Genomic DNA, 21,623 nt, shown 5'->3' on the forward strand with positions numbered 1-21,623 from the left:
TTTTTCTATTATACCATTTTCAGGTGGGTTTTCAATTGATTTTTCAGAATTTTCTATCGACTTTTTAAAATTGTTTACGACCGTGGCAATTTTTGAATTTTTTACCAGAACCGCAAGGACACAAGTCATTGCGTTTAACTTTAGAAAAATCAATATCGCTATCAGCTTGAGCACGAACAGTTTGCGCCGCAATATTCTTTTCTGCCATTGTTGTTGCACGTTGTGATGAATGTTCACGTTCTTTTTGGTGAATTTGAGCTTTCATCATGGTACGTGTGACATCAAATTCAATCGCTCCAATCATTGATTGGAACATACGGAAACCTTCAGCTTGGTATTCAACAACAGGGTTATTTTGGGCATAACCACGCAAACCGACTGATTGACGCAATTGATCTAGAGCATCGATATGGTCAGTCCATTTATTATCAACAACCATCAAAATCAAAACTTTTTGGAATTCGATAACAGCTTCTTGGTTTTGTAATTTAGCAATTTGTGTATCGTAAACTTTCAAAGCACGTTCATACAAATTTTCTTTGATTGCCTCAAAGTCCAAACCTTCTAAATCAGATAAGCTGATTGAATCTTCAGCAACCAGATTCACTTTGGCAAAGTTCAAGATTGCTCGGATACCTTCTTCGCGGTCTGCACGACTGTGAGCATCAACGGCACGATTGATTGTGCGTTTAATCATAGCTTTGATTTCAGGAGCTAAGTCGCGGTCTGCTGTGATAACATCACGACGTTCTTCATAAATAATTTCACGTTGTTCACGCATCACGTCATCATATTGCAAGACTTGTTTACGAGTATCGTAGTTATTACCTTCAACACGTTTTTGAGCTGATTCAACTTGGCGTGTCAACATTTTAGATTTGATGACTGCTTCTTCTTCCTCAAGATTCATGCGGTCAAGGAAAGCCTTGATGCGGTCTGAACCAAAACGACGCATCAAGTCATCTTCAAGTGAAAGGTAAAATTGTGATTCACCTGGGTCACCTTGACGACCTGAACGACCACGAAGTTGATTATCAATACGACGGCTTTCATGACGTTCTGTACCAATGACACAAAGCCCACCAAGTTCACGAACACCTTCACCAAGTTTAATATCGGTACCACGACCAGCCATATTTGTCGCAATTGTAACAGCGCCACGTTGACCAGCATTCATGATAATTTGTGCTTCTTTGAAGTGGTTTTTCGCATTCAAAACTTCGTGTGGCACACCAGCTTCAACTAATTTCTTAGAAATAAGGTCTGATGTTTCCACCGCAACAGTACCAACCAAGACCGGTTGACCTTTTTCATGACGAGCCTTGACATCCGCAACAACAGCTCTAAATTTAGAGTCGAGTGTTGGATATAGAAGGTCTGAATGGTCAATACGTGCCACAGGTTTGTTAGTTGGGATTGGAATGACACGCATATTGTAAACTTCGCGGAATTCTTCCTCTTCTGTTTTTGCAGTACCTGTCATACCAGCCAATTTTTTGTACATACGGAACATATTTTGGTAAGTAATTGAAGCACTTGTTTTAGATTCTTCTTGGATAGCCACGCCCTCTTTGGCTTCAATAGCTTGGTGCAAACCATCAGAGAAACGGCGTCCTTCCATTGTACGACCTGTAAATTGGTCAACAATCAAGATTTCTCCCATTTGACTAACCACATAATCAATATCTAAAAGCATGATGTAATTAGCACGAAGAGCATTATCAATGTAGTGCGTTAGAGCAACATTTTCTAAATCATAAAGATTTTCCAAGTGGAAGTATTCTTCTGCTTTATCAATACCATAATCAGTCAAACCGATTGTTTTTGTAGGTACATCAATAGCGTAATCAACACTTGTCAGTGTTTTTACAAAGCGATCCGCACGAATATAAAGTTGGCTTGTTTCTGAACTTACTTGACCTGAAACAATCAATGGCGTTCTTGCTTCATCAATCAAAACAGAGTCAACTTCATCGACCAATGCGAAGTTTAATGGACGTTGTACCATATCTTCTTGACGAACAACCATGTTGTCACGAAGATAGTCAAAACCAACTTCTGAGTTTGTTGAATAGGTCACGTCACAATTGTATGCTTCACGTTTTTCATATGGTGATTTAGCAGCCAAGTTAATACCAACAGATAATCCAAGCCAGCTGTAAACTTCACCCATTTCAGTAGCGTCACGTGTTGCGAGGTATTCGTTAACTGTGATAACGTGTACTCCTTCGCCAGCAAGGGCATTAAGGTAAACAGGCATTGTCGCTGTCAATGTTTTACCTTCACCAGTACGCATTTCAGGAACGTCACCATTGTGCATAACAATACCACCCATGATTTGAACACGATATGGATAAAGTCCTAATACACGTTTTGCTGCTTCGCGGACAACTGCGAAAGCTTCCGGTAATAATTGATCTAATGTTTCACCATTTTGATATCTTTGTTTAAATTCTGGTGTTTTTGCTTGCAATTCTTCATCAGACAAAGCTGCCATAGCGTCAGCATATGACTCAACTTTCTTTGCAGTTTTTTCTAATTTTCTTAATTCACCTTTATCGTTTTCGATAACAGTCCGTAGAATATTTGCCATCCCAATTCCTTTCGATAAACTTATCATCACATTTTAACACAAAAAGCGCTTGAATTCAAGAATTCACCGTTGAAGCAATGAGCTCACAGGCTCAAAATCAGTAAAAATTCTTTTTTTGATACTTTCCTTATAAGTAATGCAGACGGCATGTCCAACAGTCCAATGGACTGTTGGAGGACATAACTAGGTTTGTCTCAAAACTTCCGTGTGGCTGAATTAAGCAGTATTCAGCCACTTTCACTACAACAGAAAAGTATTGTTTTTTTATGCTCGCTTTGCTCCCAAAATTGAACGAGATTAATATAAAATTAAAGCGTATTTTAGGAAAAAAAGTAGCTTTGTCTAGTCTTAATTTAATGATTCCTATTTTTACAGTTTTGACTCGCTACGATTATACCCTTTTTTTGCCTCAACAACAAGAAAACACATTAAATCAACTTCATAAGATTTCAGATAAAAAAAGATTGAAGAAAGCTTCCTTAGATTCCCTCAATCTCAATGGTTTATTAGACATTAATAATTAGCGTTCAGATACTTTTTTAGCCAAAGCAAAGTTACCAAGAGTAGCAGAACCATTTTCAGAAACACCTGGTGTCACAATATATTCTGTTACATCTGGAACTGGTACGTAACCATTTAACAAAGCAGTGAATTTATCACGAACGCGTTTCAACATGTGTTCTTGAGCCATAACACCACCACCAAAGACAATAACTTGTGGACGGTAAAGAAGAGTAGCTTGAACTGCAGCTTGTGCGATATAGTAAGCTTGAACGTCCCAAACTTCTGAATTCAACTCAATCAATTCACCACGAATGCCTGTACGGCCTTCTAGTGATGGTCCTGCTGCCATGCCTTCTAGACAACCTTTGTGGAAAGGACAGAAACCAGTATAGTTGTTCGCAACGTCTTGTGGATGTGGAGCCACATAAACGTGACCAGCTTCTGTATGACCGATACCGCCGATGAATTCACCATTTTGAATTGCACCAGCACCGATACCTGTACCGATTGTGTAATAGACAAGGCTCTTAACACCTTTACGAACAATTGTTTCACCATAAGCAGAGCTGTTAACATCTGTTGTGAAATACATTGGCACCTTAAAGTGTTTTGAAATCAATCCAACCAAGTCAACATTAGCCCAATGTGGTTTTGGAGTGGTTGTGATATAGCCGTAAGTTTCTGAATTTTCATCAATATCGATTGGACCAAAAGAACCAATAGCAATTCCTGCCAAATCAGCTTCAAAACGTTTAAAGAATGCTACTGTTTTGTCAATGGTTTCATAAGGGGTTGTTGTTGGAAATTGTACTTTTTCAACAACTTGGAAATTTTCATCTCCAACGGCACAAACAAATTTGGTTCCGCCCGCTTCTACACTACCGTATAATTTAGTCATTTTTTCTCCCTCAATTACTAATTTTATACTCAATATTATACACAAAAGAAAGCGATAACGCAATAGTAAAAACAGCTTAAAACCTTGTAAAATCAAGCTTCTCTCTATATAAAAAGAGGTGAATATCCACCTCCAAAAATATACATATATATTTATTTGACTTTAAGTAAATCTGCACCTTCTTCAATTGTACCTTCTGTAACTGAAGTCACTTCTGAATAGTCAGCAGTATTTGTCACAATAATCATTGTTGTATCATCAAGACCCGCTGCTGCAATAGCTGCAGTATCAAATGTTCCAAGAACATCGCCTTTTTTAACTTTTTGATTAGCAGTAACCTTTTGTGCAAATCCTTTACCATTCATTGATACTGTGTCGATACCAACATGAATAAGAACTTCAGCACCATTGTCAGATTTAAGACCATAAGCATGACCAGTTTCAAAAGCGATTTGGACTATACCATCAACTGGAGAGTAAACTGTATTTCCGCTTGGTTTCACAGCAATACCTTTACCCATAGCTTCTGATGAGAATACCGGGTCATTTACTGCTGTAAGAGGAACTGTTTCACCAGCGAGTGGGCTAACAATTGTTTCAGCAGACACACCAGGTTGAGCTGATTCAGCGGCAACTTCTGCTTCTTTAGTGGATGGAGTTTCAACTGCTATTTGTTCAGCAGCTGCTTCCGCTTCAAAGACACCTGCAGCTTTTGTTTTACCGTAGAAGTAAGTGATTGCAAAAGCAATCGCAAAGCTAATTAATTCACACAATACATAGAATGGAATGGATGTTGCATTGATAGAAAGGAAACCAAGGAAACCTGCTGAACCAAGTGAGACAGCAACTACCTTAAGTAAACCTGCCACCGCTGCAGCAACTCCTGAACCAATTAAAGCGCAGAAGAATGGGAAACGATATTTCAAGTTAACCCCAAATAACGCAGGTTCGGTGATACCAAGAAGCGCTGATACCCCTGCAGATGAAGTAAGACCTTTTGTCTTAGAATTTTTAGTTAAGAACCAGATTGCAAATGTAGCGGCACCCTGAGCAACATTTGCCATAGAAGCAACTATAAATATGAAATCACCATATCCCACACCATTTGTCCATGCTGAAAGCAGTTGTGTTTCAATCGCTGGGAAAGATTGGTGAAGCCCAGTCATAACAATAAGTGAATAAGTACCACCAAAGATACCCATTCCAATAAATCCAGTTGTATTATACAACCAAACAATTGCATCTGTAATTCCATTAGATACCAATAACATTACAGGACCAATAACTGTGAAAGTTAGGAAACCAGTAATCATTACTGATAATAATGGCGTAAATGTAAAGTCAACAGATGACGGTAGTTTTTTGTGGAAGAATTTCTCTAATACTGATAACAACCAAACAGCGGCTAACACTGGAATAACTTGATAAGCATAATTCGTTTGAGCAACATGATAACCAAAAATATTCCAATATTCCGTCGAACCACCAAGATCTGGTGTTGTCATAATCATACCAATCGCAGCACCAAGGAATTGATTTGCTCCAAAACGTTTCGCAGCTGAAATTCCAACTAAGATTGGTAAGAACATGAAAGGTGCAGCTGACATAAGCTGAATCATTGCAGAAATACCCTTGATAGCAGGATACATTTCTTCAATTGACTTAGGTCCAAAAAGTCCAGCAGATGTCAAAAAGTTTCGCAATGCCATCAATAGACCACCTGCAACAAGAGCAGGAATGATTGGTACAAAAATATCTGACAGCAATTTAATCAATGCCATAATTGGATTGAATTTTTTACCACTGCTAGCAATTTGTTTTAAATCATCCGTCGAAACTTCTGAAAGACCAGTCTCTTTAATAAGTTCATCATAAACAAAGTTAACATCACCAGCACCGATAATAACTTGATATTGGCCATCAATTTTAAATGTACCTTTCACATCTGGATTTTCATCCAATGCTTTTTGGTCAACTTTTGTATCATCCTTTAGTACGAGACGAAGTCGTGTCGCACAATGCGCAGCTGCAACAAGATTGTCTTTTCCGACTGCTTTTACAACGTCGGAAGCTACCTTACCATAATCCATTACAGTAACTCCTTTTATAATTTTCTTTCGTGAAAGCGTTTCACTTAACTACATTTACATTCTAACACATTTTAGATATATGTCAAGCGTTTATCATATTTTTTATTTTTTTGTGTAAAATGATTGATTTTTAAGAAGAAAACGTTTACTATATTATTTGTATATAGATAAATAAAAGGAGAAAATTATGGATTTACCTAGAAAAATACGATATCGTGCTTATGCTGATTGGAGCAAAGAGGAGAGAGAAACAATCAATAAAAATGTAAAACAATCTCCTTGGCATGCTAGCTATCATATTGAACCTAAAACTGGATTATTAAATGACCCTAATGGTTTTTCTTTCTTTAACGGCAAATACACACTCTTCTATCAAAATTGGCCATTTGGAGCGGCTCATGGCTTAAAAGAATGGGTTCATACAGAATCAGATGATTTAGTTCACTTTTATGAAACTGGTACTGAGCTTCGTCCCGACACCAAACGCGATAGCCATGGCGCTTATTCTGGCTCTGCCTATGAAATAGATGGGAAGCTTTTCTTATTCTACACTGGAAATGTCCGTGACGAAAATTGGGTACGCTACCCATTTCAAATCGGTGCTTGGATGGATAAGGACTACAATATTACAAAGTGTGAAAATGTTCTTATTCACCAAGCTAATGATGTAACCGATCACTTCCGTGATCCACAGCTCTTTAACTACAAAGGTCAATTTTACGCAATCCTTGGAGCTCAAAATCTTAATGAATCAGGCTTCATTAAATTGTATAAAGCTGTTAATAACGATATTGAAAATTGGGAAGAAGTTGGTAACCTTGATTTTGGTGGTACAGGCTCAGAATATATGATTGAATGCCCAAACCTTGTTTTCGTAGACGATAAACCTGTTCTGCTTTATTGTCCACAAGGTCTTGATAAAACAGAGCTAGATTATAGTAATATTTTTCCGAATACTTACAAAATATGTCAATCGTTTGACACTAAACATGCAAAACTTGTTGATGCTTCTGAAATCCAAAACCTTGATTATGGATTTGAAGCCTATGCCACTCAAGGATTTAATGCTCCTGATGGACGTGCTTTAATTATTAGTTGGATTGGACTTCCTGATATTGATTATCCAACAGATAAATACGATTATCAAGGAGCAATGAGTCTTGTTAAAGAACTTTCTATCAAAAACGGAAAACTCTATCAGTACCCTGTAGAAGCTATCACGTCCCTTCGTGCGGCTTCTGAAACGTTTGCTAACAAATCCGAAACCACTAATACTTATGAGTTAGAATTGATTTTCCCCGAAAATCAAAAATCTGAAATTCTTCTTTTTGCAGATGAGAAAGGCAATGGACTTAGCTTGACTGTAGATACTAAAGACGGTAAAATTATCCTTGACCGCAGTAAAGCCGGTGTTCAATATGCTACAGAATTTGGTACAAGTCGTGAATGTTCGATTGATACAAAAGAAACAAGTGCTAATATTTTTGTAGATAATTCGATTATTGAAATCTTTATCAACAAAGGAGAAAAAGTATTTACTAGCCGCGTGTTCCCTGAAGAAGGACAAAATGGTATTAAAATCAAATCAGGCGAAGCAAGTGGAACGTACTTTGAATTAAAATACTAACATGATAGCAAAACTAACGGATGTCGCAGAATTAGCTGGAGTAAGTCCAACAACCGTCTCTCGTGTCATTAATAATAAAGGTTATTTATCAGAAAAAACCAAACAAAAAGTTCAAGAAGCTATGAAGACTCTGGGTTACAAGCCTAATAATTTAGCTCGCGGACTTCAAGGTAAATCAGCCCAACTTATTGGACTTATCTTTCCTAATATCAGCAACATTTTCTATTCTGAACTAATTGAATATCTTGAAATTGAATTATTCAAACATGGTTATAAGGTGATTATTTGTAACAGCCAAAATGATCCTGCTAAGGAGCGTGAATACATTGAAATGCTTGAAGCTAATCAAGTTGATGGTATCATCTCATCTAGTCATAATTTAGGAATTGATGATTACGAGCGTGTTGCAGCTCCTATTATTGCTTTTGACAGAAATTTAGCTCCCAATATCCCTATTATCTCTTCTGATAACTTTGAAGGGGGTAAATTAGCCGCTAAAACATTACAAAAAAATGGCTGCCAAAATATCATTATGATTACAGGAAATGATAACACAGATTCACCCACAGGCTTACGCGCTCTTGGTTTTTCTTTCCAAATCCCAGAAGGCAAGATTTTTAAAGTTCCTAACACCCTATCCACAATTCGTCGTGAAATGGAAATCAAGTCAATCATTGCAAGTAATAAACCAGATGGCATCTTTGTTTCAGATGACTTAACAGCAATCCTTACCATGAAAATTGCACATCAGCTTGAGCTGAAGATTCCTGATAACTTAAAAATTATCGGCTATGACGGGACATCATTTATTGAGAATTTCTTCCCACAATTGACAACCATTCGACAACCGATTGATGAAATTGCAAGCCTAATCGTGGATGTTCTGTTAAAGAAAATCAAAGGCGAAAAGGCGAGCAAAGATTACATTCTACCAATATCACTTCTGCCTGGCGGAAGTATTTAGATATAAAATCACCAACTATCACAAAGATAGCTGGTGATTTTACTAATGATTTCTATTGAAACAGAGCGAAAGCCTATAACTTTCACTCTGTTTATTATTCTACGACAAATTGGCTCAACAAGCCATTGACAAATTTTGCTGAAGTGTCATCTGAATACTTTTTAGCAATTTCGATGATTTCATTTACCGCTACACGTCCTGGAGTTTCTTCGAAATATTTGATTTCGTAAAGCCCCAAGCGAAGCAAGGCTCTATCAGTTAGTGTCAAACGTTCTAATGACCAACCTGACTTCAAATGTGTCTCAATTTGTTGGTCGATTTCAAATTTTAAATCTTGTACGCCTTTAACAAGATTTAAAAGAAAGACAGGAACATCAATAGTATCGTCTTCTTCGATTGTCTTGTCATAAGTATAGGCAAACTGTGCGGCTGCTAAATATTCTCCACCAAATTCTAGGCTAAAGAGCGCTTGGAAAGCACGTTCACGAAGGTCTCGTCTCGAATTTGTAAAATTATTAGTCATCCAAGAAATCCTCATCAAATAATGCTTTCAAATCTGGTTTTGGTGTTTTTTCAGGAACGATACCTTCAACGTGAATATTAACAGATGAAATTGTTACTTCTGCCATATCGTAAACAGCTGCTTTCACAGCTTGTTGGATTGCGATTGAGACAGCAGGAACATTAACACCATATTGAAGATAAACGTAAATGTCTGCATTAACTGTGCCGTCTTCTTCTGTTTGAAGGTAAACTCCTTTACCTAAAACTGTTTTGCTGAAACTATCTGTCATAGCTTTATTACGAAGTGAATGAACGCCATCGACTTTTGTTGCAGCAATACCTGTGATAACTTCTAGTACTCGTGGTGAAATAACAATATCACCGATATTTTCAGTTGTCATAAGCATTCCTTTCTAAATTAAAATATAAGGATAAAAGCAAAGAGAACGATGCTCTCTCTACTAGCAAGCTTAAGCACGTGATACGTAAGTACCTTCTTGCGTATTAATCACCAATTTTTGACCGATTTCGATAAAGTCTGGTACGTTAACAACAAGACCTGTTTCAAGAGTTGCAGGTTTACCTGAACCAGTAACAGTAGCACCTTTGATAGATGGTTGAGTATCAGTAACTGTCAATTCAACTGTTGTAGGAGCAGTTACACCGATAACTTCTGTACCGTAAAATTGGATTTTAACTTCAGAGTTTTCAAGGATGTAAAGTAATTCTTGTTCTACGTTAACAACTGGGATTTCATACTGTTCGTAGCTTTCAGTATCCATGAAGTATGCTGTGTCATCCATTTTGTAAAGATATTGTGCAGCACGTGTTTCGATGATTGCTTGTTCAAATTTTTCTTCTGGACGATAAGTAGTATCAAAGGTTGAACCAGTACGTACATCACGAAGTTTCATACGCATAACAGTATTACCTTTACCTGGTTTGTGGTGACTTGCTTCGAGAACTTTGATGAGTTTTCCATCAGATGTTACAAAGGTCATACCTGCTCTAAGCTTACTTGCTTCAATCATTTATTAATTACCTCTTATAAATTATTTATCACTTCATTCTACCATAAAATACGCTATGGCTCAAATGTTTTTAATCTTTTGAAAAGGCATTACTACATCTTTCTTGTCAAAGAAATTTCACTCTGCTAAAATGAATTATCAATTATTTATTCTAACGAAGATTTATGGATGACAGTAAGACTTAAAAATGCAAGCAGTCCAATCAAGGAAGTCAAAGGTGGCTTTATCTGGACAACACTTTTCTTTTTCTTATTTGTGCCATTGTTTCGCAAGGATTGGAAATGGCTGGAAATTGTAATTGACTCAATCATTGCAGGTTTGTAACGACAACTCTCAATATTGATGCTAATGCCAGTCTTGTTCTTAACATCGCCTTTGCTGTTTTATATAATAATTTTTATATCAACGATTTGCTAGCAAGGGTTGGGCCTGCTTCAGAAATTGATGACAAAATTTTAAATGATAAATTGAGATAAAAAATTTCATTTTTAGGCTGAAGAAAAAAGGCTTTTTGATACTTCCTCTGGGTTCCTCACTTTTCAATTTATAGGTTCGGACCTCAAACTATCCATTTGTTTCTTAAGTCCATTCAGCAGCTCTAACAGCCCAGTGGAGTGTTATCTAAAATCGAACAGAGTCAACAATTATTTATAATTTATTTTGAGGTAATAGTGGGTTTGTCCACACTCTAAAAAACGCACTCAAATGATGAGCGCGTTTTTTAACAAATAAAATTCATCTCCGTCCACTACTTCATAGGTATTTCATTTCCAATGTTAATAAGGATTTGAGTCAGAAACATCATCTTCTTCATAAATAAATTCCATATTGTAAACAGTATAGAGGTGTGCTGTTGAGTCACCTTGAATTAATTCACCCGTGCCATCATTTCTGATGTCATCATACATGTACGATGACAAAATCACTTTAATCACATCATGGTCATCTGACCTCTTAAATGATTTGATGACAGCTCGGTCAACACAAACTCTATCCAAATGATTAGCTATGTGATTATCAATGTACTCTTTCAACTGCATATTATGCTGATGGAAAAGACTCTCTATTTCTAAATGCCGAACGCGTTCCCAATCTTTGTCCATTCACGCATTTTGCAATTCTAAATACAATTCTTTAGTGTATGAAATAAAATCGTATTCTTCAAAATCTGGATGAACCAATTTGATAACTTCAATGGCTTTCTCGTCATTTTCAGGCTCTACTTTCCCATCATTGCCTGTTTTCCTGAATACATAGAGCATGACAAGTAAACATACAACGCCGAATAAATCGCCGTCTCCACTAGATGTTGGCATGCTACTGCTCGAGCTTGAAACGCTAGAGACCACTCGAAAACCACCAAAAGAGCCAAAGCCTCCGTCAGTCGTGACACTACCCCTACTTTCCAGTATTGTCAACTCCTGCATAGACTGGTTGAGAGAGATTAAAGAATAAAACTAAAATCCCTAATATTGCAAGAATGATTCCCTTATTTTTCATAAATCATTTTCCCTAAACTTCATTAATCTTCCGATTCATCCATTCCCAATTTAACTTCTGGAACGTCATGTTGAACGTATTCAACACCTTTTTGTTCCATTAATTCGATAGCAAATGGATGCATGCGATAGGCAGTCTTATAAGTAATTTTTTTAATTCCCGCTTGAAGCAGCGCCTTGGTACAGTTGATACATGGAAAATGTGTGACGTAAATTTCTGTACCTTTGGTTGAAATACCTTCCTTAGCACACTGAATAAGCGCATTCATTTCAGCATGAACGGTACGGATACAATGTCCGTCCTCCATTTTATGCCCAACTTCATTACAATTGTCAGTTTCTGACACACCACCGTTGTAACCAGTCGCGATGATGCGATTATCTTTCACCAAAACAGCACCAACAAAAGCACGGTCACAAGTCGAACGCTTGGAAATCAGCTCCGCATTTGCCATAAAATAATCTTGCCAAGAAAGTCTATCAGTCATCATTTTCCTCCTTATCTAACTCTACAACACAATCAATTCTTTTGGTGCTAAGGTTAAGACTTCGCAGCCATTTTCTGTCACAACCAAATCATCTTCGATACGGACACCGTATTTGTTATCAAGGTAAATTCCTGGTTCATCCGTAATAGTCATACCAACTTCAACCAACTCATCTGAATTGCCAAAGAACGGAATTTCATGAATATCAAGCCCAATGCCGTGTCCAATACCGTGCGTGAATTGCTCAGCATATCCCGCTTTTGCAATCACATCACGCGCCAATTTATCGTAATCACGGCGTGTCATTCCTGCTTTGACCGAATCAATCACCGCTTGATTAGCACGTAAAACCACGTCATAAATTTCACGCTCTTCATCAGTTGTCTCACCAATATGAATGGTACGTGTCATATCACTGACGTAGTGGTTGTAGTAGCAACCAAAATCAAGCGTCAAAGTTTCACCAGATTGGATGACTTTCTCACTGGCTACGCCGTGAGGCATGGCAGAGCGGTAACCAGAAGCTGCAATGGTTTCAAAAGACACACCAGAAGCACCGTATTCACGCATACGAAAATCAAGGAAATTCGCCACTTGTAATTCTGTTGTCTGATCTGGTTTGATGAAATCAAGCATGTCAGCAAAAGCGCGGTCGGAAATCGAGCAAGCCTTACGAATCGTTGCAATCTCAGAAGAGTCTTTAATCATGCGCAATTCTTCCATAAAATTCGTCATAGCTACCAAATCATAACCTGCAAACACGCCTTGTAAAGTCTGGTAATAAGCAAAAGATACTTGGCTGTCAAAACCAATTTTCTTTAGATTATCCGCCTGAATCACCTTAGCAATTTCTTGGAGAGCATCTCTACTTTCAATGATGTCAAATCCTTGAACAGACTGTTTAGCAATCAAGGTATAACGAGCATCCGTCACAAACAACCGACGACTTTTAGAAATAAAAACAGTCGCTGACGTTCCCCAGAACCCTGTCAAATAATAAATATTATTTTGACCAGTCACCAAAAACGCATCAACCTCTGATTGATTCAACTTAGCCTCAAACCTCTCAACTCTCGCTAGCATACAACTCTCCTTAGTAGATATTTTAAAATTATTATACCAAAAAAACACCAAGACAATCGTATTCTACCGACTTTTTCCAAAAAAGCTTAAGCGGTGAAGGAAAGTTGATGAAAAACACCCCGAAAACCAGATTTCGGAGTGTATTTTTTATTTCAATTTGTCTTTTAAATATTGTCCTGTGAAGGATTCTTTGACTTTGACGACCTCTTCTGGTGTGCCTGTGGCAACGATTTGTCCACCACCGACACCGCCTTCTGGTCCAAGGTCGATAATGTGGTCAGCTGTCTTAATCACATCAAGATTGTGTTCAATGACAAGCACGGTATTTCCATCATCCACGAAGCGTTGAAGGACTTTAAGCAGACGAGCAATGTCATCTGTGTGAAGTCCTGTCGTTGGTTCATCAAGGATATAAAGGCTCTTACCAGTTGAGCGTTTGTGAAGTTCACTCGCCAATTTCATACGCTGTGCTTCACCACCAGACAGCGTTGTGGCTGGTTGTCCGAGAGTAACATAACCAAGTCCAACGTCTTTGATAGTTTGCAATTTGCGTGCGATTTTAGGGATTGGTGCAAAGAATTCAACCGCATCATTGACTGTCATATCAAGAATTTCAGCGATATTTTTGTCTTTGTAATGAACTTCAAGCGTTTCACTATTATAACGTGTGCCATGACAAACCTCGCAAGGTACGTAAACATCTGGCAAGAAGTGCATTTCAATCTTGATAATTCCGTCACCAGAGCAAGCCTCGCAACGTCCACCTTTGACGTTAAATGAGAAACGTCCTTTTTTGTAACCACGAATCTTAGCTTCATTGGTCTTAGCAAAAAGGTCACGAATATCATCAAAAACACCTGTGTAAGTTGCAGGATTTGAACGCGGAGTACGGCCGATTGGGCTTTGGTCAATGTCAATCAAGCGTTCAATGTTCTCAATACCTTCAAGTGCCTTGTGTTTACCAGGTTTGGCAGAATTGCGATTTAATTTTTGAGCAACAGCTTTTTTCAAAATACTGTTAACCAAGGTTGATTTTCCAGAACCCGAAACACCTGTCACCGCAATGAATTTACCAAGTGGGAAAGTCACATCAATATTTTGCAGGTTATTTTCAGAAGCACCTTTGACACGAAGCACGCGCCCATTTCCTTTACGACGTTCTAGTGGCACAGGAATTTCTTTTGCTCCAGACAAATATTGCCCTGTAATTGATTTTTTATTTTTGGCAACATCTTCTGGCGTTCCAGAGGCAACAATTTGCCCACCAAAATCACCTGCACCTGGTCCGACATCAATGAGCCAATCAGCTTGGCGCATGGTATCTTCATCGTGTTCAACGACAATCAAGGTATTGCCCAAATCACGCATTTTTTTCAAGCTTGAAATCAAACGGTCATTGTCACGTTGATGAAGCCCAATCGAAGGTTCATCCAAAATATAAAGGACACCTGATAGGTTTGAACCAATTTGCGTTGCCAAGCGAATACGCTGACTTTCACCACCAGATAAAGTCCCCGCAGAACGCGACAAGGTCAAATAATTCAAGCCAACATTATTTAAGAAGGTCAGACGGTCTTTGATTTCCTTAACAATCGGCATTGCAATCGTCTTTTCATTTTCAGAGAGTTCTAGGTGAGTTAAAAGTTCCAAGTGGTCAGCAACTGACAAATCAGACACTTGCCCAATATTTAAGCCATTTTCGCCACCAACACGAACACAAAGTGCTTGATTATTTAAACGATAACCATGACAAGTTGCACATGGCAATTCATTCATGTAACCACGCATAACATTACGTGTAAAGTCACTATTTGTTTCATGATAACGGCGGTCAATATTATTGACGACTCCCTCAAACGGAAGGTCGATATTACGTTCACCACCAAAGTCATTGATATAGTGGAAATGGAATTCACGCTCGCCTGAGCCATACAAGACCAAGTTTTGTTCTTCTTCTGTCAAATTTTCAAATGGTGTATCCATATCAATACCAAAAGAAGTCATGGCTTGTTCTAGCATGGCTGGGTAATAGTTAGATGAGATTGGATTCCACGGTGCTAAAGCCCCTTCACGAAGCGTTTTACTACGGTCAGGAATCACCAAATCCAAATCGACTTCCAATTTGCTTCCCAAGCCATCACAGGTTGGGCATGAACCAAACGGTGCGTTAAATGAAAAAAGACGTGGTTCCAATTCTGGAACGGTAAAACCACAAACAGGACATGAATAATGCTCTGAAAAGAGCAATTCATTACCATCCATAGTATCAATAATCACATAACCATCAGCCAATCGAAGCGCAGCTTCCACCGAATCAAACAAGCGCGAACGGATACCGTCTTTATTAATCAAACGGTCAACAACGATTTCGATATTGTGCATTTTGCTCTTAGATAACTCAGGAACTTCTGAAATATCGAAAATCTCGCCATCCACGCGCACACGCACATAACCATCTTTTTGAATACGGTCAAAAATCGTCTTGTGTTGTCCTTTTTTACGACGCACAACTGGCGCTAAAATCTGCATTCGCGTCCGTTCTGGCAATTCCAAAACTTGGTCAACAATTTGCTCAACAGATGATGCCGTAATGGCACCATGCCCATTGATACAATACGGCGTCCCCACGCGAGCATATAAAAGACGCAGATAATCGTTAATTTCTGTCGTTGTCCCTACCGTAGAGCGAGGATTTTTACTAGTTGTTTTTTGGTCAATGGAAATAGCAGGGCTGAGACCTTCAATCGAATCAACATCTGGTTTTTCCATATTACCAAGAAACATACGCGCATAAGCTGACAAACTTTCTACATAACGACGTTGCCCTTCTGCGTAAATCGTATCAAATGCCAAACTTGACTTTCCCGAACCAGACAAACCAGTCACAACAACCAACTTATCCCGCGGAATGTCAACATTGATATTTTTTAAATTGTGGGCACGTGCCCCACGAATAATTAATTTATCTTGCATAATCTATTCATCAGCAAAATGAATAACCTATATTGATGATCCTTCATCCGATAGGTTCACTTTTTACCAATGTCCTAGTCCTTTCTTCATAGCTACTTCTAAGATTCTTACCTTATTATAACAAATTTTCTACTATTCTTTATCCCAAAAAACTGCTAATTGTAGTATAATAGATTAGTATGTAAAATTTTCTCCTCTTGAAAATATCAAGCTAAGGATTTTAATATGACATACAGCAAAAATAAATGGAACAAAATCCAATGTTATACGTTTAACTAGATTTTGTATCTTAGAGTAAAAGGAGGGGTTGTTTTTATGGAACAAATGTTTCTATCAACAGCGTTAGAATTTAAAGAAATCAATACATTCGAGCCCGGCGCTTGGATTAATTTGGTCAACCCCTCCCAGGAAGAATCTGTCAAATTATCTGAGCAATTCAATATCGATATTACAGACCTTCGTGCGCCACTCGACCTTGAAGAAACATCACGTATTGCCGTTGAAGATGATTATACATTGATTATCGTCGATGTGCCAACCTACGAAGAACGTAATAACAAAAGTTACTATGTCACTATTCCGCTCGGTATTATCGTGACAGACAATGCTGTTATCACAACGTGTTTGCAAGAATTGACGCTTTTTGATAATTTTTTCAATCGTCGTGTGAAAAACTTTTACACATTCATGAAAACACGTTTTGTATTCCAATTGCTTTATCGCAATGCAGAACTATTCCTAACAGCCCTTCGTTCTATCGACCGCCAAAGCGACCGAATCGAAGCTGAATTGGAAAACGCCACACGTAATGAGCAATTAATTGACATGATGGAGTTGGAAAAATCTATCGTCTATTTGAAAGCCTCATTGAAATTCAACGAACGTATCGTTAAAAAGCTTTCAAGTAGCACCAGCTCTTTGAAAAAATATATCGAAGATGAAGATTTGCTTGAAGACACTCTGATTGAAACGCAACAGGCGATTGAGATGGCTGGCATTTATGAAAATGTCTTGAACGCCATGACAGAAACAACTGCTTCAATCATCAACAACAATCAGAATACAATCATGAAAACCTTGGCATTGATGACCATGGCTTTGGATATTCCAACTGTTATCTTCTCAGCTTATGGCATGAACTTCCAAAATAACTGGTTGCCACTAAATGGTCTACCACACGCCTTTTGGTACATTGTTTTTATCGCCGCTGCTATGAGCGCCTTCGTTGTTATCTATTTCTTTAGGAAGAAGTGGTTTTAACCTGCCAAATTCTGTTGCGACTAAGGTCGCTAACAGAATTACGGAAGAATCCTATTAGGATTCTTCCTAGGCAGCTTACTAGTTTGAAAGGTGACTATTATCAAGCCAATGTTTTTGCATTATGACATTTGATATGTTAAGTAACGGAAGTTTAATATTTTATCGGCAGTGTATTTATGGTGATTATTAATTAGAGAAAGTAACTGTTTTATTTTCTCTCACTAGTAATTCATCTTAATCATGGGCTTTACTGGATGTTCTTAGCAACACTTCTATTTCACAAAAACAGGAGACTATATATTATGGATTTAACTAAACTTACTAAAAAGAATCAAGAATTTATTCACATTGCTACTAATCAATTAATTCAAGATGGCAAATCTGATGATGAAATCAAAACGATTTTAGAAGAAGTTTTACCAACAATTGTTGAAAATCAGAAAAAAGGATTGACTGCACGTGCTCTTTTCGGTGCCCCTACCGTTTGGGCTGCTTCATTTACTGAAAAAGATTCAGATAAGAATGCTGAGCAAACTGATAAAAATGACAATCCTTGGTTAATGTGGCTTGATACATCACTTCTTTTCATCGGTATTGTTGCCCTCCTTAATACTGTCATTGATTTCTTCAATTCAACGACAACAAGTTCTGGGTTGCTTTCATTGCTTGCCCTTGGTTTTGGTGGTGGTGCTGCTATGTATGCCACTTATCACTTCATCTATCGCCACTCTGGTAAACCAAAAAGCGAACGTCCAGGTTGGACCAAAACTATCTTGGTGCTTGGTTTGGCAATGCTTGGTTGGGTCCTCCTTTACACTGGAACAGCATTCTTGCCAGCAGTTATCAACCCACAATTACCAGCCATCGTTATGTTAATCATTGGTGCAGCTGCACTTCTTGGACGTCATTTCCTTCAAAAGAAATATAATATCCTTAATGCCATGACACCGAAACAATAATTTCAAACATTAAAAGTCCTGCTAGGTAACCTAGCAGGACTTTTTTAGGCATTACGCAATGCCACGATAATTTTCTTTGACCAATCTGATGTAATTTTCACCTTATCAATATCTGTCACATCAATTTTCTTAACCGAAAAATACGTCTTATTGTTATACCTAATGTTAAAATCATCGTCACTATTTTCTTTAACAGCCGTAAATGGAACGTCATTTAAAGCAAAATCGACATCAGAAGATAACTTCTGCAAGTCCTCTTTGGTAGCCATGATATAAAGAGTACCCGAAAACTGTGCTGATAATTGTTGTTCCTCATCGCTCTCAACTGAAATAATATCCATAATATTCATTTCTGACAACTCTGATGAATAATCTTTGTTAATCTCCGTTTGAATGTCTTGCGACACATCAGTTAATTCTGAATCAGCACCACATCCTGCCAAAATAGTTAGCAACAGCACTGACAGTCCTAGCAAAAATTTTCTCTTTTTCATCTTAGTCTCTCCTATATTTTAAAATATCTCCTGGTTGACAGTCTAATTCGCGGCAAATATTCATCAACGTATTAAACCTAACACCTTTTGCCTTTCCAGTCTTTAAAATCGATAAATTTGCCTCAGTTATCCCAATTTTTTCAGCCAATTCTTTGGAGGTTATATTTCTCAACTTGAGCATTTTATCTAAATGTACTTGTATTTCTGCCATAGCTAAATAATCTCATCATAATCTTTTTGAAGTTGAACGCCGTGTTTTATCACAAGGATACCAATATAATTGACAACAAGTAATACAATGTTGAGCCAATAATCTTTCAATGATAGCTCAAATAAATCACTAACATGTTCAAGATTCAAAAAATTAAAAATAAGGTTAACAGCCAACTGAATACCTGTCGCAATCAGCAAGCAACGCAATGTTTTAGAAAGATAAGTGATATTTTCAGAATTGAAATAAGAGTCTTTCTGAAAATTCATTAGTAGTTTGTCTAACGCTCGCATAATCATAACGACCATATAAAAAATAGCAGCCGCTAATAGCAATATAAGCATCGGAAACCAAATCGGCACTTGAGCAATTTGCGAGTTATAATCTAGTGTCAACATTCCATTTTGATTCCAGCCGTCAAGAACAACACCTAGAATACCTAAAAACATGACAATAATTCCAATAATTGCTAAATAGCGTATAATTTTGACAACTTCCCTACTAACCTTAAAAACAATCTGTTTCATTTTACACCTCGATTATTGTTTTACAATAATTATCTCTTCAAAATTATTATAAAACAATAATTTTACTCTGTAAAGTATTTGCATACACAAAAAGACCCCTCGCGGAGTCATTTTTTCTTATTTAAAGTAACGAATTAGTCTTCGTTTACGAATGGCATAAGAGCCATAACGCGAGCGCGTTTGATAGCTGTTGTTACTTTACGTTGGTTTTTAGCTGAAGTTCCAGTTACGCGACGTGGAAGAATTTTACCACGTTCTGAAACGAAACGGCTAAGAAGCTCAGTATCTTTGTAATCAACATATTCAATTTTGTTAGCTGCGATGTAATCAACTTTTTTACGGCGTTTGAATCCGCCACGACGTTGTTGAGCCATGTTTTATTCTCCTTTATATTATTGTTGTTTCAAGTTTTTCACTTGAGTTGTCCATATCCATTAGAATGGAAGATCGTCATCTGAAATGTCCATTGGATTTGAATTGCCAAATGGGCTTTCATCACGACCAAAGTTAGGTGTTTGTGATTGTGAAGATTGTGATGAGAAACCACCGTCGTTTGATGAGCCACCAAATGATGAATTGTTATTGTTGAATCCACCGTTATATGAACCACCTGATTGACCTTCACGTGTAGCACGACTTTCCAAGATTTGGAAATTATCTGCAACAATCTCTGTTACGTAAACACGTTGACCTTGTTGATTTTCATAATTACGAGTCTGGATACGACCTGTAACACCAATCAATGTGCCTTTTTTAGCCCAATTAGACAGATTTTCTGCCTGTTGGCGCCAAATCACACAGTTAATAAAATCAGCTTCACGTTCACCATTTTGATTTTTAAAGTTGCGATTTACAGCAAGTGTAAATGTGGCAACAGCTTGATTAGATGGTGTGTAACGGAGTTCTGCATCGCGAGTCATACGACCGACAAGTACTACATTATTAATCATAAAATACCTTCTTACGCGTCAAGTTTAACGATCATGTGACGAAGAATGTCACCGTTGATTTTTGAAAGACGGTCAAACTCATTAAGAGCTGTTGCATCTTCTGTTTCAACGTTGATAACGTGGTAAAGTCCTTCACGGAAATCTTGAATTTCGTACGCAAGACGACGTTTTTCCCAATCTTTTGATTCAACAACAGTTGCACCGTTGTCTGTCAAGATAGAGTCAAAGCGTGCTACCAAAGCGTTTTTAGCTTCTTCTTCAATGTTTGGACGAATGATATAAAGAATTTCGTATTTAGCCATTGATATTTTTCCTCCTTTTGGTCTAATGACCCGTGACCCTCGTCACGAGTAAGTGAGGGATACTCACAATAAATTATTATACTATACGTAGAGCGAATACGCAAGAGATTTATGCATTACAGAAAGATTTTATTTGTCCATTATGTACATTGTTAAAATGACATTTTAAAAAATTAACATTATCTACTATGTAGAATAAGACAATAAAAAAGCACAGCCGTGCTTTCTATATAAAAATTAAATTAAAATTCACCTTTATTAGAGACAGGGAGATTCGTTTCATAAAGCTCTGTTGCAATCTCTAAGCCTTTTCTAAAATTATCCGCTTCTTCGCGGGTTTCAAACATTTTCTGTGCTTGTACATATTGTTGACCACTACGCCAATACATTTTCCGAACAACCCACATATCCCTACCTCGCTTTTCGCTAGTTTGAGATACATTATAGCATAAATTGTAAAAAAATTTTGTCTTGTCTTTAACTTTTAATATAATATTCAAATTGTTTTAACATATTTTTTGAGTGTTATAACACGAAAATCAGTTAAATTCCTGTTAAAGTAATATTTTCTATCAAACACATCTTCTTACTCTAGAATGACTATAATGAAAGTCATCTTAAACTAAAAGAGTTAATTATTAAAATGATAGTTTCTTAGTTTTATCA

General features: G+C 37.4%; 24 protein-coding genes. 6 read left to right on the forward strand and 18 right to left on the reverse strand.

Features of this window, described 5'->3' with window-relative positions:
* Nucleotides 1-64: 64 nt before the first annotated feature.
* Nucleotides 65-2,593: a preprotein translocase subunit SecA gene (gene secA / locus E8M05_RS09405; protein WP_013852217.1), complete on the reverse strand. Its 2,529-nt coding sequence runs from the start codon at nt 2,591-2,593 to the stop codon at nt 65-67.
* Nucleotides 2,594-2,880: 287 nt separating this feature from the next.
* Between secA and E8M05_RS11320 the strand changes: the two genes are divergently transcribed.
* A complete protein-coding gene (locus E8M05_RS11320; RefSeq protein ID WP_152905071.1) occupies nt 2,881-3,117 on the forward strand; it encodes a hypothetical protein in 237 nt (78 codons plus the stop codon).
* On the opposite strand, the gene scrK is transcribed toward E8M05_RS11320, so the two are convergent.
* Together scrK and E8M05_RS09420 are read right to left on the reverse strand one after the other, a co-directional pair.
* Nucleotides 3,114-3,995 (reverse strand): fructokinase ScrK, encoded by an 882-nt coding sequence (gene scrK / locus E8M05_RS09415; protein ID WP_058692431.1) that lies wholly within the window; start codon nt 3,993-3,995, stop codon nt 3,114-3,116. The two genes, E8M05_RS11320 and scrK, sit on opposite strands and share 4 nt — an antisense overlap.
* Nucleotides 3,996-4,147: 152 nt before the next feature.
* On the reverse strand, nt 4,148-6,085 hold the full coding sequence (locus E8M05_RS09420) for a sucrose-specific PTS transporter subunit IIBC (protein WP_003066321.1): 1,938 nt from the start codon (nt 6,083-6,085) through the stop codon (nt 4,148-4,150).
* 187 nt (nt 6,086-6,272) lie between these two features.
* Between E8M05_RS09420 and E8M05_RS09425 the strand changes: the two genes are divergently transcribed.
* Nucleotides 6,273-7,712, forward strand: coding sequence for a sucrose-6-phosphate hydrolase (locus tag E8M05_RS09425; protein ID WP_003066324.1), 1,440 nt, complete (start codon nt 6,273-6,275; stop codon nt 7,710-7,712).
* Nucleotide 7,713: 1 nt separating this feature from the next.
* Nucleotides 7,714-8,676 (forward strand): LacI family DNA-binding transcriptional regulator, encoded by a 963-nt coding sequence (locus E8M05_RS09430; protein WP_003066326.1) that lies wholly within the window; start codon nt 7,714-7,716, stop codon nt 8,674-8,676.
* 94 nt (nt 8,677-8,770) lie between these two features.
* Here the strand turns inward: E8M05_RS09430 and nusB are convergent, their stop codons facing one another.
* From nusB to efp, 3 genes are all read right to left on the reverse strand, one after another.
* Nucleotides 8,771-9,199: a transcription antitermination factor NusB gene (nusB, locus tag E8M05_RS09435; RefSeq protein WP_003066329.1), complete on the reverse strand. Its 429-nt coding sequence runs from the start codon at nt 9,197-9,199 to the stop codon at nt 8,771-8,773.
* Nucleotides 9,192-9,581 carry an Asp23/Gls24 family envelope stress response protein gene (locus E8M05_RS09440; protein WP_012962452.1) on the reverse strand — a complete coding sequence of 130 codons (390 nt, stop codon included), beginning with the start codon at nt 9,579-9,581 and terminating at the stop codon, nt 9,192-9,194. The genes nusB and E8M05_RS09440 overlap by 8 nt, the downstream gene beginning before the upstream one ends.
* Nucleotides 9,582-9,650: 69 nt before the next feature.
* Nucleotides 9,651-10,211 (reverse strand): elongation factor P, encoded by a 561-nt coding sequence (gene efp / locus E8M05_RS09445; protein ID WP_003066333.1) that lies wholly within the window; start codon nt 10,209-10,211, stop codon nt 9,651-9,653.
* A 168-nt stretch (nt 10,212-10,379) separates the two neighbouring features.
* Here efp and E8M05_RS11600 point away from each other — a divergent pair, with 168 nt between their 5' ends.
* A complete protein-coding gene (locus E8M05_RS11600; RefSeq protein ID WP_003066335.1) occupies nt 10,380-10,535 on the forward strand; it encodes a hypothetical protein in 156 nt (51 codons plus the stop codon).
* Nucleotides 10,536-10,987: 452 nt separating this feature from the next.
* On the opposite strand, the gene E8M05_RS11605 is transcribed toward E8M05_RS11600, so the two are convergent.
* The 5 genes from E8M05_RS11605 to uvrA form a co-directional block, all read right to left on the reverse strand.
* Nucleotides 10,988-11,314: a hypothetical protein gene (locus E8M05_RS11605; RefSeq protein ID WP_003066337.1), complete on the reverse strand. Its 327-nt coding sequence runs from the start codon at nt 11,312-11,314 to the stop codon at nt 10,988-10,990.
* On the reverse strand, nt 11,315-11,638 hold the full coding sequence (locus E8M05_RS11610) for a hypothetical protein (RefSeq protein ID WP_003066339.1): 324 nt from the start codon (nt 11,636-11,638) through the stop codon (nt 11,315-11,317).
* 95 nt (nt 11,639-11,733) lie between these two features.
* Complete coding sequence (locus tag E8M05_RS09460; protein ID WP_009854890.1) at nt 11,734-12,198, reverse strand: deoxycytidylate deaminase; 465 nt, start codon at nt 12,196-12,198, stop codon at nt 11,734-11,736.
* Between the two features lie 21 nt (nt 12,199-12,219).
* Nucleotides 12,220-13,281, reverse strand: a complete 1,062-nt coding sequence (locus tag E8M05_RS09465; RefSeq protein WP_003066343.1) for a M24 family metallopeptidase — start codon at nt 13,279-13,281, stop codon at nt 12,220-12,222.
* A gap of 147 nt (nt 13,282-13,428) precedes the next feature.
* The gene (gene uvrA, locus E8M05_RS09470; protein ID WP_003066345.1) at nt 13,429-16,254 is read right to left on the reverse strand and encodes an excinuclease ABC subunit UvrA; all 2,826 of its coding nucleotides are present in this window, start codon (nt 16,252-16,254) and stop codon (nt 13,429-13,431) included.
* Nucleotides 16,255-16,569: 315 nt separating this feature from the next.
* On the opposite strand from uvrA, the gene E8M05_RS09475 reads away from it, so the two are divergent.
* Together E8M05_RS09475 and E8M05_RS09480 are read left to right on the forward strand one after the other, a co-directional pair.
* On the forward strand, nt 16,570-17,514 hold the full coding sequence (locus tag E8M05_RS09475; protein WP_003066347.1) for a magnesium transporter CorA family protein: 945 nt from the start codon (nt 16,570-16,572) through the stop codon (nt 17,512-17,514).
* A 302-nt stretch (nt 17,515-17,816) separates the two neighbouring features.
* Complete coding sequence (locus E8M05_RS09480; RefSeq protein ID WP_013852223.1) at nt 17,817-18,473, forward strand: DUF1129 domain-containing protein; 657 nt, start codon at nt 17,817-17,819, stop codon at nt 18,471-18,473.
* A 44-nt stretch (nt 18,474-18,517) separates the two neighbouring features.
* On the opposite strand, the gene E8M05_RS09485 is transcribed toward E8M05_RS09480, so the two are convergent.
* From E8M05_RS09485 to E8M05_RS11615, 7 genes are all read right to left on the reverse strand, one after another.
* Nucleotides 18,518-18,967, reverse strand: a complete 450-nt coding sequence (locus tag E8M05_RS09485) for a hypothetical protein (protein ID WP_003066351.1) — start codon at nt 18,965-18,967, stop codon at nt 18,518-18,520.
* Between the two features lies 1 nt (nt 18,968).
* Nucleotides 18,969-19,178, reverse strand: coding sequence for a helix-turn-helix domain-containing protein (locus E8M05_RS09490; RefSeq protein ID WP_003066353.1), 210 nt, complete (start codon nt 19,176-19,178; stop codon nt 18,969-18,971).
* A 2-nt stretch (nt 19,179-19,180) separates the two neighbouring features.
* Entirely contained in the window at nt 19,181-19,705 is a 525-nt protein-coding gene (locus tag E8M05_RS09495) for a DUF2975 domain-containing protein (RefSeq protein WP_003066354.1), read from the reverse strand.
* 134 nt (nt 19,706-19,839) lie between these two features.
* Entirely contained in the window at nt 19,840-20,079 is a 240-nt protein-coding gene (rpsR, locus tag E8M05_RS09500) for a 30S ribosomal protein S18 (protein WP_000068664.1), read from the reverse strand.
* Nucleotides 20,080-20,139: 60 nt separating this feature from the next.
* On the reverse strand, nt 20,140-20,655 hold the full coding sequence (locus E8M05_RS09505; protein WP_003066357.1) for a single-stranded DNA-binding protein: 516 nt from the start codon (nt 20,653-20,655) through the stop codon (nt 20,140-20,142).
* An 11-nt stretch (nt 20,656-20,666) separates the two neighbouring features.
* Nucleotides 20,667-20,957 carry a 30S ribosomal protein S6 gene (gene rpsF / locus E8M05_RS09510; RefSeq protein ID WP_003066359.1) on the reverse strand — a complete coding sequence of 97 codons (291 nt, stop codon included), beginning with the start codon at nt 20,955-20,957 and terminating at the stop codon, nt 20,667-20,669.
* Nucleotides 20,958-21,199: 242 nt separating this feature from the next.
* A complete protein-coding gene (locus E8M05_RS11615) occupies nt 21,200-21,457 on the reverse strand; it encodes a hypothetical protein (RefSeq protein WP_003066361.1) in 258 nt (85 codons plus the stop codon).
* Between the last annotated feature and the right edge of the window lie 166 nt (nt 21,458-21,623).

The sequence above is a fragment of the Streptococcus pasteurianus genome, from assembly GCF_004843545.1.
Taxonomy (GTDB): Bacteria; Bacillota; Bacilli; order Lactobacillales; family Streptococcaceae; genus Streptococcus; species Streptococcus pasteurianus.

Bases quoted from the DNA above. Each gene is read 5' to 3' on its own strand.
- E8M05_RS09460 (WP_009854890.1), bottom strand. From the start codon at position 12,198: ATGACTGATAGACTTTCTTGGCAAGATTATTTTATGGCAAATGCGGAG.
- E8M05_RS11605 (WP_003066337.1), bottom strand. From the start codon at position 11,314: ATGGACAAAGATTGGGAACGCGTTCGGCATTTAGAAATAGAGAGTCTT.
- E8M05_RS09505 (WP_003066357.1), bottom strand. From the start codon at position 20,655: ATGATTAATAATGTAGTACTTGTCGGTCGTATGACTCGCGATGCAGAA.
- secA (WP_013852217.1), bottom strand. From the start codon at position 2,593: ATGGCAAATATTCTACGGACTGTTATCGAAAACGATAAAGGTGAATTA.
- E8M05_RS09495 (WP_003066354.1), bottom strand. From the start codon at position 19,705: ATGAAACAGATTGTTTTTAAGGTTAGTAGGGAAGTTGTCAAAATTATA.
- E8M05_RS11600 (WP_003066335.1), top strand. From the start codon at position 10,380: ATGACAGTAAGACTTAAAAATGCAAGCAGTCCAATCAAGGAAGTCAAA.
- E8M05_RS09440 (WP_012962452.1), bottom strand. From the start codon at position 9,581: ATGACAACTGAAAATATCGGTGATATTGTTATTTCACCACGAGTACTA.
- rpsR (WP_000068664.1), bottom strand. From the start codon at position 20,079: ATGGCTCAACAACGTCGTGGCGGATTCAAACGCCGTAAAAAAGTTGAT.
- E8M05_RS11610 (WP_003066339.1), bottom strand. From the start codon at position 11,638: ATGCAGGAGTTGACAATACTGGAAAGTAGGGGTAGTGTCACGACTGAC.
- E8M05_RS09480 (WP_013852223.1), top strand. From the start codon at position 17,817: ATGGATTTAACTAAACTTACTAAAAAGAATCAAGAATTTATTCACATT.
- E8M05_RS09490 (WP_003066353.1), bottom strand. From the start codon at position 19,178: ATGGCAGAAATACAAGTACATTTAGATAAAATGCTCAAGTTGAGAAAT.
- rpsF (WP_003066359.1), bottom strand. From the start codon at position 20,957: ATGGCTAAATACGAAATTCTTTATATCATTCGTCCAAACATTGAAGAA.
- E8M05_RS09425 (WP_003066324.1), top strand. From the start codon at position 6,273: ATGGATTTACCTAGAAAAATACGATATCGTGCTTATGCTGATTGGAGC.
- nusB (WP_003066329.1), bottom strand. From the start codon at position 9,199: ATGACTAATAATTTTACAAATTCGAGACGAGACCTTCGTGAACGTGCT.
- E8M05_RS09485 (WP_003066351.1), bottom strand. From the start codon at position 18,967: ATGAAAAAGAGAAAATTTTTGCTAGGACTGTCAGTGCTGTTGCTAACT.
- scrK (WP_058692431.1), bottom strand. From the start codon at position 3,995: ATGACTAAATTATACGGTAGTGTAGAAGCGGGCGGAACCAAATTTGTT.
- efp (WP_003066333.1), bottom strand. From the start codon at position 10,211: ATGATTGAAGCAAGTAAGCTTAGAGCAGGTATGACCTTTGTAACATCT.
- E8M05_RS09420 (WP_003066321.1), bottom strand. From the start codon at position 6,085: ATGGATTATGGTAAGGTAGCTTCCGACGTTGTAAAAGCAGTCGGAAAA.
- E8M05_RS09465 (WP_003066343.1), bottom strand. From the start codon at position 13,281: ATGCTAGCGAGAGTTGAGAGGTTTGAGGCTAAGTTGAATCAATCAGAG.
- uvrA (WP_003066345.1), bottom strand. From the start codon at position 16,254: ATGCAAGATAAATTAATTATTCGTGGGGCACGTGCCCACAATTTAAAA.
- E8M05_RS09475 (WP_003066347.1), top strand. From the start codon at position 16,570: ATGGAACAAATGTTTCTATCAACAGCGTTAGAATTTAAAGAAATCAAT.
- E8M05_RS09430 (WP_003066326.1), top strand. From the start codon at position 7,714: ATGATAGCAAAACTAACGGATGTCGCAGAATTAGCTGGAGTAAGTCCA.